15 protein-coding genes and 1 other RNA gene are annotated in these 12,935 nt (G+C 67.7%); 4 read left to right on the plus strand and 12 right to left on the minus strand.

All coding sequences use genetic code 11. The features are described from left to right. The first annotated feature begins 1 nt into the window (after position 1). Complete coding sequence (locus ABIC65_RS05785; protein WP_354307383.1) at positions 2-283, plus strand: ETC complex I subunit; 282 nt, start codon at positions 2-4, stop codon at positions 281-283. 9 nt (positions 284-292) lie between these two features. Here ABIC65_RS05785 and ABIC65_RS05790 read toward each other — a convergent pair whose 3' ends face one another. From ABIC65_RS05790 to ABIC65_RS05810, 5 genes are read right to left on the minus strand one after another with little or no spacing between them, the layout of a single operon-like run. Next, positions 293-823 carry an NUDIX hydrolase gene (locus tag ABIC65_RS05790; protein ID WP_354307385.1) on the minus strand — a complete coding sequence of 177 codons (531 nt, stop codon included), beginning with the start codon at positions 821-823 and terminating at the stop codon, positions 293-295. A 10-nt stretch (positions 824-833) separates the two neighbouring features. Continuing rightward, positions 834-1,505, minus strand: a complete 672-nt coding sequence (locus tag ABIC65_RS05795; RefSeq protein ID WP_354307387.1) for a TPM domain-containing protein — start codon at positions 1,503-1,505, stop codon at positions 834-836. A 2-nt stretch (positions 1,506-1,507) separates the two neighbouring features. Continuing rightward, complete coding sequence (locus ABIC65_RS05800) at positions 1,508-2,383, minus strand: TPM domain-containing protein (protein ID WP_354307388.1); 876 nt, start codon at positions 2,381-2,383, stop codon at positions 1,508-1,510. Then, a complete protein-coding gene (locus tag ABIC65_RS05805; protein ID WP_354307390.1) occupies positions 2,383-2,859 on the minus strand; it encodes a TPM domain-containing protein in 477 nt (158 codons plus the stop codon). Before ABIC65_RS05805 ends, ABIC65_RS05800 begins: the two co-directional genes overlap by 1 nt. Before the next feature lie 26 nt (positions 2,860-2,885). Next, positions 2,886-3,476 carry a LemA family protein gene (locus tag ABIC65_RS05810; protein ID WP_141987642.1) on the minus strand — a complete coding sequence of 197 codons (591 nt, stop codon included), beginning with the start codon at positions 3,474-3,476 and terminating at the stop codon, positions 2,886-2,888. 145 nt (positions 3,477-3,621) lie between these two features. On the opposite strand from ABIC65_RS05810, the gene mscL reads away from it, so the two are divergent. Continuing rightward, complete coding sequence (mscL, locus tag ABIC65_RS05815) at positions 3,622-4,080, plus strand: large conductance mechanosensitive channel protein MscL (protein WP_354307392.1); 459 nt, start codon at positions 3,622-3,624, stop codon at positions 4,078-4,080. On the opposite strand, the gene ABIC65_RS05820 is transcribed toward mscL, so the two are convergent. Beyond that, complete coding sequence (locus tag ABIC65_RS05820) at positions 4,077-4,508, minus strand: RrF2 family transcriptional regulator (RefSeq protein ID WP_066721336.1); 432 nt, start codon at positions 4,506-4,508, stop codon at positions 4,077-4,079. The two genes, mscL and ABIC65_RS05820, sit on opposite strands and share 4 nt — an antisense overlap. 58 nt (positions 4,509-4,566) lie before the next feature. Here ABIC65_RS05820 and ssrA point away from each other — a divergent pair. After that, positions 4,567-4,912, plus strand: a transfer-messenger RNA (tmRNA) gene (gene ssrA / locus ABIC65_RS05825). A 49-nt stretch (positions 4,913-4,961) separates the two neighbouring features. Here ssrA and ABIC65_RS05830 read toward each other — a convergent pair. Beyond that, entirely contained in the window at positions 4,962-6,113 is a 1,152-nt protein-coding gene (locus ABIC65_RS05830) for a glycosyltransferase family 4 protein (protein ID WP_354307394.1), read from the minus strand. 177 nt (positions 6,114-6,290) lie between these two features. On the opposite strand from ABIC65_RS05830, the gene ABIC65_RS05835 reads away from it, so the two are divergent. Then, a complete protein-coding gene (locus tag ABIC65_RS05835; protein ID WP_354307396.1) occupies positions 6,291-6,995 on the plus strand; it encodes a fatty acid desaturase CarF family protein in 705 nt (234 codons plus the stop codon). On the opposite strand, the gene ABIC65_RS05840 is transcribed toward ABIC65_RS05835, so the two are convergent. The 5 genes from ABIC65_RS05840 to ABIC65_RS05860 form a co-directional block, all read right to left on the minus strand. Then, a complete protein-coding gene (locus ABIC65_RS05840; protein ID WP_354307398.1) occupies positions 6,992-8,245 on the minus strand; it encodes a capsule biosynthesis protein in 1,254 nt (417 codons plus the stop codon). The two genes, ABIC65_RS05835 and ABIC65_RS05840, sit on opposite strands and share 4 nt — an antisense overlap. Next, positions 8,242-9,870 (minus strand): capsular polysaccharide export protein, LipB/KpsS family, encoded by a 1,629-nt coding sequence (locus tag ABIC65_RS05845; protein ID WP_354307399.1) that lies wholly within the window; start codon positions 9,868-9,870, stop codon positions 8,242-8,244. The genes ABIC65_RS05840 and ABIC65_RS05845 overlap by 4 nt, the downstream gene beginning before the upstream one ends. Further along, positions 9,870-10,694 carry a 3-deoxy-manno-octulosonate cytidylyltransferase gene (locus ABIC65_RS05850; RefSeq protein WP_354307400.1) on the minus strand — a complete coding sequence of 275 codons (825 nt, stop codon included), beginning with the start codon at positions 10,692-10,694 and terminating at the stop codon, positions 9,870-9,872. The genes ABIC65_RS05845 and ABIC65_RS05850 overlap by 1 nt, the downstream gene beginning before the upstream one ends. 2 nt (positions 10,695-10,696) lie before the next feature. Then, positions 10,697-11,665 carry a KpsF/GutQ family sugar-phosphate isomerase gene (locus tag ABIC65_RS05855; protein WP_354307401.1) on the minus strand — a complete coding sequence of 323 codons (969 nt, stop codon included), beginning with the start codon at positions 11,663-11,665 and terminating at the stop codon, positions 10,697-10,699. Between the two features lie 125 nt (positions 11,666-11,790). Then, entirely contained in the window at positions 11,791-12,804 is a 1,014-nt protein-coding gene (locus ABIC65_RS05860; RefSeq protein ID WP_354307403.1) for a phytanoyl-CoA dioxygenase family protein, read from the minus strand. Positions 12,805-12,935 lie beyond the last annotated feature (131 nt).

Here is a 12,935-nt window from a genome sequence, read left to right on the forward strand (position 1 = left end):
CATGAAGTCCGCTCGCATCTATCAGCGCGTCAAGAACGCGATGCAGTCCGGCCGCGCCCGGACCGACAACTGGGTCCTCGAGTTCGAGCCGCACACCCCCCAGCGGCCCGATCCGCTGACCGGCTGGGCCGGCGGCGGCGAGACCGCAAACCAGGTCCGCATTTCCTTCCCGACGCTGGACGCAGCGAAGGAGTATGCCGAGCGCGAAGGCTATGCCTATCACGTCGTGCCGGCGCCGCAGCGCAAGCTCAAGCTGCAGGCCTACGCCGACAATTTCCGCTGATCGCAGGGCTTAGCCGGCGCGCCCGAGCAGCGCGCCGCTGAGCACCAGCAGCATCTTCACGTCGACGGCCATGCCCTGCGCGCGGCAATCGGCGATGAACGCCGGCAGCTCAGCCATCGGCACATGGTGGACCTTGATGTCCTCGCCGTCCACGCCGCCGCCTTCGCCGATGCAGGTGAGGCCGTGGACGCGAACGAGCGTGAAGCTCTCGCTGACCATGCCCGGCGAAGCGAAATACTCGCCGAGTTCCTCGACGCGCGCGCAGGCATAGCCCGCTTCTTCCTCCAGCTCGCGCCGGGCGGCTGCCTCGGTCGTGTCGCCTTCCTCGGTATCGCCGACGAGGCCCGCCGGCAGCTCGATGCAGCGGCGGCCGAGCGGCACGCGGTACTGCTCGACCAGAATCACCCGGTCCTGCTCGTCGATCGCGACGATCACCACGGCGCGGATGCCGCCGGTGCGCCCGACATATTCCCATTTGCCCTGGCGGAACACGGTGATCCACTTGCCCGCCCAGGGGGTCTCGATCGGTTCGTCGGTCATGGGGAGGCCCTTAGAGCTCGATCAGCCGATCGGGAAGCTCGTTCACGTCGTCCGCCGCGCGCGGGAAATGCTCGGCGAGGACGATGCCGATCTGGGCGACCGCGGCCGCCATGCCCTCGGCCGGGCGACCTTCCTTCACTTCGGCGAGCAATGCCGCCATCGCCGCGCCCCATACCTCCGGCGTGACTCGCGAATGGATCGCCGAATCGGCGAGGATCTCGGCGCGGTGCTCGGCAAGGCTGAGGTAGAGCAGCACGCCGGTCGAGCCCGTCGTGCGCTTCTCGGCCGCGGTGCGGAACAGCGCGAGCGCGCGGGCATGGACCCGGCGCGTCTTGGTCGATCCCGGCGCGAGCGCGATCCTGAGCGCATCCTTGGCGAGCACCACCCGCACGACCAGGAAGGTGAGCGCGGTCACCACCAGCGCGGCGGTGAGATACCAGTGCGCCGGCACGGTCTGCGCCCACGGATCGATCAGTCGGGTGTGGAGCCATTCGATCGGCCAGGGCTGCCAGGCGAGCAGCGCCAGCACCAGCAGCATGGCGAGCACCGCCCAGTGGAGCGCGACATCGGCATAGTCGTCCGAGCGCCGAGCGAGCACCGTGACGATTTCGCCGCTGGTGCCAGACTCCGCCTGCGCCACGGCGTCCGCGACGCGCGCGCGGTCCTGATCGGTCAATCGCATCCTCACCAGCTCCCCGAAGCCCCGCCGCCGCCGAACGACCCGCCGCCGCCGGAGAAGCCGCCCCCACCACCGCCACCGCCGCCCCAGCCGCCGCCACCGCCCCAGCCGCCATGGTCGTCGTCGTCGCGGTGGCTCGCCGCCCGCCCGATTTCGTTGGCGATGGTCCAGAGCACGATCGGCAGTACCCCGCTATCGTTGTCCCGCCCGCGATAGGCTTGGCCGTCCCACGGTCCCGGCCGCCGCCGCCCGCCGAAGCGCGCGAGCATCGGCACCAGGATCACGACGAGGATGACGAACCAGAACAGCAGCCCGATCGGCAGTCCGCCGCCCTGCCGCTTGCGCGCGGACGATTTGGTCGCCGCATCCTGCGCGGCCTTGGCCTTCTGCTCGGCAGCCTCGAGCGGCTGCTTCATCTGCTCGGCAATGGCTTGCGCGCCAGCGACGATGCCGCCCGCCATGTCGCCGGCCTTGAACTTCGGCACGATGACCTGGCTGATGATCTGGTTCGACAATGCGTCGGTCATGATGGGTTCGAGACCATAGCCGACCTCGATCCGCACTTTCCTGTCTGCCGGCGCGACGATCAGGATGATGCCGTTGTTCGCCCCCTTTTGCCCGATCCCCCAAGCGCGGCCGAGCTGATAGCCATAGTCGGCGATGTCATAGCCTTGCAGGTCCGGAATCGTCGCGACCACCAGCTGGCGGCTGGAAGCCTGCTCGACCTCCGTCGAGAGCTGGGTGAGCTGCGCCACCTGCTCGGGCGAAAGCAGATGCGCGTCGTCGACCACGCGACCGGTAAGCTTGGGGAAGGTCGGGTCGGCCAGCGCCGGCAACGGCGTCAGGACGAGCAGGGCCAGAAGCAAACGCAACAGGATCATCAGCTGATCTCACGAAGAATGGAGGTGACGGCGGCATCGATGCCGCCGTTCCAGTCCCCGGCACGGAATCGGGGAATGACGTCGCGATAGAGGATCATGACCGCTTCTGCGTCGGTGAGCGCTTTCTCGAGGCCGAAGCCGACCTCGATCCGCACTTGCCGCTGGACCGGCGCGACGAGGATCACCACGCCGTCGTTATAAAACTTGCGTCCGATACCCCAGGCATTGGCGAGCCAGCGGCTATATCCGCCGATGGTCTCGCCATCGAAGCCGCAGACGGTGACCACCACGACCTGGTGGTGGGTCCTGGCTTCCGCCTCGGCGAGCCTGTGGGACAATGCCTGTGCCTGCTCGGCGGTCAGCACGTCCGCTTCGTCGACGACGTGCCCGGTCCGGGCCGGGAGTTCCGGTCCTGCATCGGCCGCGCGCGCCACCGGCGGCGCCGGCGTGATGGCGCCGCAGCCGTGCAACAGCACGGCGCTCGCAAGGAGCGCCCCGTGGATCAGTTGCCGTTCCCGAAGTTGACCGTCGGCGCCACGTCCGCGCCGGCCTTGGCCTGGAACGGGGTCATCGGCTTTGCGCCGTAGAAAATCTTGGCGCCGACCGCGTCGGGGAAGGTGCGGATGCGGGTGTTATAGTCCTGCACCGCCTGGTTGTAATCGCGGATCGAGATGGTGATCCGGTTCTCGGTGCCTTCCAGCTGGCTCATCAGCGTGGTGAAGTTGGCCTGGCTCTTGAGGTCCGGATAGGCCTCCACGCTCGCGAGCAGGCGCGAGAGCGAGCCGCCCAGCTGCTGCTGCGCCTGCTGGAACTGCTGGACCTTGTTCGCGTCGGTCAGGTCGTTTGCGGTGACCTGGATCGACGTTGCCTTGGCGCGGGCACTGATCACGTCGTTCAGGATCTTGCCCTCGGAAGCGGCGGCGCCCTTCACCGTCGCGACGAGGTTGGGCACCAGATCGGCGCGGCGCTGATACTGCGCCTGCACGTCCGCCCACTTCGCCTTGGCATTCTCCTCGGCGGTCGGCACGCTGTTGAGCCCGCAGGCCGAGAGCGACAGGGCTGCGATCGGCACGAGTGCGGTACGAAACTTCATGGGGAAGCAACCTCCAAATCCCATCAACGGGGTGTCTTATACGATGCCTACACCAGCGGGAGGAAGCGAAATCGGACGCCGGGGGTTGGCCTGCGTACGCGACTTGGGCAAGGTTGCGCCGCATCCGCTACGGGAGAGGTCGAGAATGTTGAAGGAATTCAGGTCGTTCATCGCACGTGGCAACGTGCTCGATCTCGCGGTGGGCGTGATCATCGGCGCAGCGTTCGGGACCATCACCAAGTCGCTGACCGACGACATGATCATGCCGCTGGTCGGCTGGATCTTCGGCGGGGTGGACTTTTCCGGCTATTTCCTGCGGCTCGGCGCGATTCCGGCCAGCTATACCGGCTCGCCATCCAACTATGCCGCGCTCAAGGCCGCCGGCGTGCCGCTGATCGGCTTCGGCCAGTTCATCACCGTGGTGATCAACTTCCTGATCCTGGCCTTCATCGTCTTCCTGCTGGTGCGCACGGTGAACAAGGTGCTGGCCGCCGCCGAGCGCGACAAGGCCAGCGGCGTCACCCCGCCCGCGCCAGATCCCGCCGACGTGGTGTTGCTGCGCGAGATCCGCGACGAGCTGAAGAAGCGCAACGGGGCGGCCTAGGCCGCCGCCAGTTCCTCCGCGGCGGCATCGGCGAGGCTGGTGCCGTCTAGGATGCGGGCGGTTTCGTCGCGCACCCGGGCCATCGCCCGGCGGATCGCGCAGGCGGCCTCGTCCTTGCAGTCGTTGCACGGACGATAGGCGGTGCGGCTGACGCAGGGGACCAGCGCCAGCGGCCCCTCGATCACCCGGATGATCTCGCCCAGCGAGATCAGGTGCGCGGGCCGCGCCAGGCGATAGCCGCCCATCTTGCCGCGAGTGGAGACAAGGAAGCTCGCCTCGCGCAGATCGGCGAGGATCAGCTCGAGGAATTTGCGGGGTACGTTCGCCTCGGCGGCGATGCGGTTCATCGGCACGGGCGCGCCGGCGATCGGCTGTTCTGCGAGGAAGAGCATTGCGCGGAGCGCGTAGCGGGAACGCTGCGTCAACATGATGCATTCTCCATGCCAACCGAATGGGGCGGTGTGAAGGCGATAAACCGTGCAACCTGACCTTTTCATTAAGCGCAAAGCGCCTATATGAGTCGTTGCCGGGTTCGCCCGGCTATGGCGATAAACAATGGCGTATAATAGATGCAGCGGACCCGGGGGCAGTACCCGGCGGCTCCACCATAAAGGGTGGTGTATCTGGACACCGTTTCTGACGGGGCCGAACCAGGATCGACGTGTATTGAAAAGCGCTGTCTTCGCTCGGAATGGGACCACCGCAACGGCCCATTACACAAGTGCCAACGATAACGAAGCACTCGCTATTGCGGCGTAACCCCACGGCCTAACGGCCTAAGGTTATTCTGAAATGCGCGGTCGGGCCACACCGGGCAACAGAAGTGGACTCCAGCGGCCGCCAGGGGGGCCGGGCAACAGAACCCCCTGGACCTTCCTGCGTCAGAGGGTCGCGAGCCAAGGCTCGACGGCGGCGAAATGCGACTCCCAGCTGGGCATGGTGTAGCCGCGCACGCGGGCAAGCTGCTGCGCGCGGATTTCGCCTTCCTGCAAATGGTGCGCGATCGCCGCGATCCAGCTCGCACCGTCCAACGGGTCGCAATAGATCGGCAGGTCGCCCGCCAGTTCACGGAACACCGGCAGGTCGCTCGCCACCACCGGCGTGCCGACGCCGAGCGCCTCCACCACCGGCAGGCCATAGCCTTCCGCGAAACTCGGCATCAGCAGCGCGCGGGCGCCGCGCAGATAGCCGGCGAGCGCGGTATCGCCGCAGTCTTCGATCACCTCCACATGGCCCCGCAGCAGCGGCAGCCGATCGAGCATCGCAAGCGCGGTCTGCGCTTCCCAGCCGCGCTGGCCGATGATGACCAGCTTGGGGCAGGCGGCGGCATTATGCTCGATCAGACGGCGCCACAGCTGGAGCAGCAGGACGTGGTTCTTGCGCCCCTCGATCGTTCCCAGCGTGACGAAATAGGGCCGGTCGAGCGCGATCGGCGCCGCGTCGGACGGCAGCGGATGGCCGCCAAGCAGCGCCGGCAGCATCGGCGGGCAGGGCTTGCCCTCGGCGGCGGCGAAGGCGGCAAACTCGTCGAGCGTCGCCTGGGAGTTGCCGATGATCCCGCTCGCGCTCGCCAGCGCATTGGCCATGCGGCGATGATGACGAACATCCTCGCCGATCCGGCAGAATTCGGGATGGGTGAGGGGGATCAGGTCATGGATCAGATAGACCGGCCGCACCTGTGCCCGCGCTGCCCAAGCGATGAGGCCGGTCGCGTCCAGCCCGGTATGGCCGACGTTGAGATACAGCCGGTCCTGGCCGAGCTGCCCGCCGCGCTGGGCGACCACTGCGCGCATCGCCAGCCTGGGCGCGCGGCTGCGGAATTGCGGGCCGCCCTCGCGGATGAGGTGGAAGATCGCGTCCGATAATGCGGGCGTGAGGATCTGGCGCAGGTTGCCGCGCTGGACCACGGCCTGCGCCCGGTCGGCGAACCGGTCGACATAGGCCAGGCACACCCGGTCGATCCCGGTGGGCAGTCGTCCGGTCCAGGTCCGCCAGATCAGGCGGCTGATATCGATGAGGAGATCGCGCTGCATGTTGTTCGGGGTCAGTCCGTTTTGCCGGATTGCGCGATCGGAGAAGCAAGCATGGTCACGATGCAGCGTCGCTTGCGCCTGCGCATCGGACAAATCAAGCCGTTGATGCAGGGCAAGGCAATGCGTAGGACGCACGCTAGCACCGGCCGATCATCGGTGGAGACGAGTGAGACTGTGATGGCGCGACGTATTCTGATGCCGCTGTTCCTTGCGTCGCTCGCGGCCAATCTGGTCGCGGCGTTGCTGGATCCCAGCTGGTGGGCGATTCCGGCGCTGCTCGCGGGCTGGTACGCCGCCGATCTCGCCTCGGGCCTCGTCCACATGTACATGGACTATCGCCCGACCCCGGCCGGCAAGGGCCTGGATGCGCTGTATTTCTACCCCGGCTCGCGCGAGTCCGACCATTACAAGGCGCTGTGGCGCGAGCGGATGGCGAGGGTGAGCCCGCTCGACCGGCTGGTCTATGACTTCAAGAACCACCATCCGCGCCCCGATGCGCTAGGCCGCCGCGATCTGTGGCGGCTGATCGGCAGCACGGTGATCCTGGGGGCGCTGCCCTTCTCGGTAGTGCTGAACGTGCTGGCCTATACCGGCCTGTTGCCCGGATGGGTGGCGGCGGGCGGGGTGGCGCTGATCGTCGGCGGCGCCTTCGCGCAATATTTCCACGGTTCGCTGCACCGGGAGCATAATCCGTGGATCGTGCGGGCGATGCGGCGCTGCGGCCTGCTGATGACGCCGGCGGCGCACCAGTTGCACCATGATACACTGCAGCGCGACTTCGCGACCAATTGCGGCTGGTCCAACCCGCTGGTCAACCGGCTGTTCCTTGCCGGGCGCCGCCGCGGCTGGTTCAACGATGCAGGGCTCGAGCCGACCGCCTAGATAAAGAGCGCGGTCTCGCTGATCCGCGCAATCTCTTCCGTGGGTTCACCGAGCAGCCGCTCGATGCTGTTTGCCACCAGGATCTCGGTCGCCGATTCGCTGGCAAGGCCGCCCCGCACCAGGCAATGCGCGTGCAGCACCCGGCGGAAGGCGTCGTAGAGCGCCATGTCGGGTGCCTGCGGCGCATCCCAGAACCGGTCGAGATGGCCTTGGTGGGTAACGCCCGGGATGTCGTAGATCGCCTCGCCCAGCACGATCACCGGCTTGCCCGCGGCGAGCGCCAGCGTGCCCGAAGTGCTGTTGACGCAGACCATGCCGCGCGCCTCGCGTGCCAGCCGGCTGAGGTCGCCGCCTTCGAGATGGTGGACGCGGTCTGCGATGCCGAGCGCCTTGGCGCGCTTCTGCAGGAAGGTCCGCCAGTTGTGGAAACCGCAGTCGAGCGGATGCTCCTTCACCAGCAGATGCGCCTCGGGCGGAGCGCAGTGCGCAAAGCTGTCGAGCACATAGTCCGCCGCGGTCATCATCGTGCCGAAGGGCGAATGCTCGCGGATCTGGTAGTCGCCTGTCAGCTGCAGCGGAAACAGGAAATAGGGTTTGCCGGCAACCGCCGCGAGCGTCGTCTGTGCCTGCGCGGCGCGGCGGCGGCTGAGCGCGAACTTGCGCAGCCAGCCGAAGCCCTCGACGATGATCAGCCCCTTGCGGTGCGAGCGGTAGAAGGGAAAGCGGAAGCGGCCGGTGATCACCCGGTGGTAATACCAATAGGAATCACGTGCCCGACGGTTGAAGCTGGCGGTGATCGATGGAAGGTCGGGCAGCGGCGGCAAGGTGCGGGCGCGTTCGATCAGGGCCGCGGGATCGCGCTCCAAGGTCGAGTGGCCGTTCACCCCGTCGGGCTCCAGCGTCATCCAGTCGGGCCGGATATAGCCTTCCTCATAGACATGGATCGCCACGCCGCGCAGCTTCGCCAGCTGGTGGGCCGCCAAATGCATCGGGCGGCAATCGCCGTAGAGCACCAGATCGGTGATGTCGTGCTCGCGGACGAAGCGGTCGAAGAAAATCGGCCATGCCGCCATACGGCCGCGATAGTCGATGGCGCCTTCGGGCCAATCGTAGCGGTCGCCGCCATTCAGGTTGATTCGATGCACCGCGCAGCCGCGCGCCTGGAGCTCGCGGCTCAGCTGCCAGAAGAACGGACCCGGCGGACCCTGAAGAAATAAAAAGGATCGGCGTAACGGCCGCACATGCTTCATCGCCCGGTTCCCTTGCGCGCGAAGCTGCGTCTAGCCTTACCTTGCAAGGTACGCAATCGCTCGAGCAAGGTCGGCGTAGCAGCCACATCTGCAATCATGCGCTCCACCAATAGTTCCACGGGGCAGGGCAGCCGGGTGACGGGGTCGAGGTAGCGCGGATACAGAATCAATACTGCGGCGACGAGTTCGGCGAGGCTGCGCCGCGCGGTGCGCCGGTCCGGAACTGCGGCCAGATCCCGGGTGAGGCCCCAGCCGGCATAGAAGGGAACGCCGTGGGTGAATACCTGCTTGCCGCGCAGCAGCGCCTCGAATCCCGCCAGCGAGGTGAGCACGTGGAGCGCGTCGACCATGTCGAGCAGCGCCGAGATGGGCGCCGTTCGCTCGATCCGATCGGCATGGGCCAGCGCCACCGAATCCTCGATGGCGCCCTTGCGATGACCCGCCTCGACGTCCGGGTGCGGCTTGTAGATCAGATAGGCATCGGGTTCGGCGGCACGGGCCGCGACCAGCAGGTCGAGATTGGTCTTGCCCGCGGCGCCGCACAGCACCGAGCGATCGTCCTCCACCTGACCCGTGACCAGCACATGGCGCCGTTCGCCTGCGGGGCGCGGGAGCGCGGCGCCGCCGCGGCCATATTTGCTGAGGCCCTCCGCGACGATCCGCACGATCAAAGCCTCCGCGCGAGCGAGCAGTGCGGGCGCGAAACCGCCGCGCTCGATCAGGGTCTCGAGGTCGCTCGGGGCACTGGGGTCGAAATGGACGCCGCTGCGATCCACTGCGATCGACAGCGGCGGCACGCAATTGGCGCCGAGGCCGACCGATCGCACGAAGCCATCCTCGATCTCGCCGACCGCGCCGCCCGCAGAATCGATGCGCTGCAGCATCGCCGGCGGCACGCGGGAGCGCCACAGTAGCGTCGTGCCGCCGGCCGCACCGCCGGCCCGGTAGCGCGGGCCGCGCCCGCCGTCCCACAGCAGCGCCTCCACCGTCTCGCGCTTCCAGCCGGCGACGCCGAGCACGCGGGTCACGTCGCGATTGCCGTCGATCAGCGCGCGCCATTCGCCGAGCAGCGTCAGGATCCGCTCGATTTGAGCCGGCGTACCGGTGAACGGGTCGATATAGCAGCGGCCTTCCAGCAGTTCGGCGGCGACGACGCGCTCCAGCGCTGCCGGATCGCGGCCGTCCGCCAGCGCCGCAAAGCGCCCGGTGCCGAAAAGGCGCAAGTCGCAACCCGCCAGCGCCGCAACCAGCGCGATCTCGCTGTCGGCATCGGCGAACACCGTCTTGGCACGGGCGACCAGCCACCACGGATCGGCAGGGCCTAGCTTCAACAGTCCGGCGCGGGCCGCCCCCGTCGAGGCGCCCCGCGCGCCGGCATCGGCGGGGGCGGTGGCGAGCATCGTGCGCAGCTGGGCGGACGTGCGCGGCACGAAGAGCAGGTCGCGCGCCGAGGGAAGCGCCGGCTGCGCCTGCCAGAATCCGCCGCCAACGCGAAGCGCGCGCAGCTGCGCGATTACCGCAGCCGGATCGCCCGGTGCCGCACCGGTGGCAGCCACCTCCAGCGGCGCGACGCGCGCCCGCGGAAAGGGCGGCATGCGCAGAAAGGCCGCAGCCGGCCGCGGCATCAGGCGATCCCGCGGGCCGCGAGCGTCGCTTCGATCGGGGCGAGATCGGTGGGATTGTTGAGTTCGATCGGATCCCAGCCGGGTGCGTCGAGCACGATCACGTCGATCGGTATGCCGTGGTGGAGGAAGCGCAACTGCTCCAGCCCTTCGGCGAGTTCGGCCGGGGAGGGCGGCAGCACACGGTAGCGATGCAGCGCTTCGGGCCGATAGGCATAGAGACCGAGATGGAGCAGCACGGGATTGTCGGCATCCTTCGGCGGCGCAGCCAGGAAGGGCAGGACGCGCTTGGAGAAGTACAGCGCCCGGCCCGCGGCGTCGGTCATTGCGGTCGTGCCGCCGCTCCGCCCCGCTGCCTGGTCGGCGAGCAGGTGGGTGTAGACGGTGGCCGAACAGCGCATGGCGACCGTGGCGACCGCGCATTCGGGATGCTGCTCCATCCGATCGGCCAGCGCCGCCACGAAATCGGGCGGGGTGAGCAGCGCGTCCCCCTGGAAGTTGATCACATAATCGGGGGCGATGCCCAAGGCGTCGATCGCCGCGGCGACGCGCTCCGTCCCGTTCGCGCAGGATTCGGGCGTCATCACCGGCGCTTCGCCCAGCGCCTGCACGGCTTCGGCGATCCGTGCGTCGTCGGTGGCGACGTGCAGCGGCAGATTGCGCCGCGCTGCATGGGCGGCGGCGATCGTCCGGGCGATCAGCGGCTGCGCCACCCCCGTCGCACCGCGCACCGGCGCCAGTGGCTTGCCGGGGTAGCGCCCCGAAGCGTAGCGCGCGGGGATCACGATCACGCCGCCCGGCGTGCGCACCGCTTCGTCTCCTGGCATGGTCAGGCGCCGAGCCGCAGGTCGTGGATGTGGAGCAGCCCCCAGGGGCGGCGCGATCCGGCCTTCTCCATCACGAACAACACGGTGATCTTGTTCTCCTGCATCCGGGTCACGGCTTCGTCGACGGTTGCATCCTTGGTAATGGTTACAGGATCGCGCGTCATCAGCTCGCCCGCCACCGCCAGCAGCATGCGGTCGAACGAGCGCCGCAGATCGCCGTCGGTGATCACGCCGATCAGGTCACCCGCAGCGTCCACCACGCCGGCGACGCCCTTGCCGCATGAGGTCATCTCCAGCACCACGTCGCGCGCGCTGGTATCCGCGCGCACCAACGGCAGCGGTTCGGTGCGCCGGATCAGCGCGCCGAGCGTCTGCAGGCCCCAGCCGATCTGCCCGCCCGGGTGCCAGTGCGCCAGTTCGCTGCGCGACGTGCCGCGCTTCCGCATCGCCGCGACCGCCAGTGCGTCGCCCAGTGCCAGCATCATCGTCGTCGAGGTCGTCGGTGCCACGCCTTCGGGGCAGGCCTCGGCGCATTCCGGCAGCAGGAGCGTGATCGAGGCGTTGCGTGCGAGCATCGACTGGGCGCCCGCCGTCACCGCGATGACCGGCACCGACAGCCTTTGGGCATGGGTCAGCACTGCTGCAACTTCGGGGGTTTCGCCCGAATTGGAAAGCACGATCAGCACGTCGCCGCTGCGCATCACGCCGAGATCGCCGTGCGAGGCTTCGCCGGGGTGCAGATAATAGGCGGCGCTGCCCGTCGCCGAGAGGGTGGCGGCGATCTTGCGGGCGATATGGCCGGACTTGCCCATGCCGGCGAGGATGATGCGCCCGCGCGCACCGACCAGCAGGTCGACGGACGCAGAGAAATCGGCATCCAGTCGACTGGCGAGCATCGCCAACGCCGCTGCTTCGGTACGGATAACGTCCGCGCCATGATCGATGATGGTTTGTACGCTACTGACTTCCATGCCCTTCCCCTCGTGATCTCCTCGCATACCGGTACACATCGGAAAACATCCGATCCGGCAGCTATCAATCACGTCCTTGTCCGTCTCGCACCCGGCAGGCTTTGACGCAAGACCAACCGGCTCGATCAATCATCGAGCACCAGCTTGTTGCCAGCCGGTTGCCAAGGTTGTCCGGTCCAATGCTGGAGGCGATCACGGATGCGCCACATCGCGTCTATCCGCCGTTCGGCAATTCCTGGCACGCTCAGCAGATCGGCACCGGTCCAGGGCACGAAGGGATTGCGCCGACTGAACGACCAGAGCTCGAGGCGCCGGCTCGGGCGGGTCGCGGCGACGCGCGCGTGGAAGCCGCAGGTATCGGCGACGACCAGGGTGTTGGCAGGCACCGGAAAACGCTGGGCGGGGGGCAGCCCCAAGCCCGGCAGTTCGTCCGGCGAGACGCGCAGCGACCCGCGTGCTGAGAGGAAATCGTCGCTGGTTCGCGCGGTCAGGCTGCGGGCCTGTTCCCAGTCGAGGCGGGCGGGGGTCAGCCGATGCGAGCCTGGCACATAGGAGAAGGGCCCGTCTGCCTCTTCGACATCGTTCAGGAAGAACCAGGTTTTCAACGTCGGGTGGAAGGTGTCCGCGTGGAGATTGGTCTGGGGATCGGGATCCGGGACGCCGCTGTCGGTCAGGATCGTCTGGATGTAATGTAGCGGCTCGCTGCGGAAGCTGCCGACATAGCGGCACAGCGCGCGAAACCGAGCGTCGCGCAGCAACGCCTTCACCTCGGGTATCGCCTGCAGGAAGGATGGCCCGATCGCGATGCGGCGCGTGATGGTATTGCCCTGGCGCATCTCGCGCGTCGCAAACCGCTGCGCCAGCACCGCCGCGCGCAGGGCCGCGAATGCTTCGGGCGGCAGAAAGTCGCGGACGATGACGAAGCCGTCGCGATCGAACGCTGCACGGTCGTCGTCAGGAAGGTCTGCGGTCAGGCGGCTGCGGCGGCTCCAGGCGAGCTGGTGCGCGACCTGTACACGGATGCGATGCAAACCACGGGCATTGAGCCGGCGCGATCCGATAATGGGATTGTCGCGGAACGACTTGGCGCCGGTGGCAAGTTGGGCGACCCACCAGGGGGCCGCCAGCATCGAAGGCATGCGAAAGTCTCACTCGAACGCGATGGTATGCGACCCATCCTGTTGCTGCGACGCAATCTACGCGTCCGTTCCGCCAAAACGCCGCCAGGGTCAAGCTTCAGATCTTCGCTTTCACGAAAATCACCGGAAAA

The sequence above is a fragment of the Sphingomonas trueperi genome, assembly GCF_040545665.1.
In the GTDB taxonomy this organism is placed as follows: Bacteria; Pseudomonadota; Alphaproteobacteria; order Sphingomonadales; family Sphingomonadaceae; genus Sphingomonas; species Sphingomonas trueperi_B.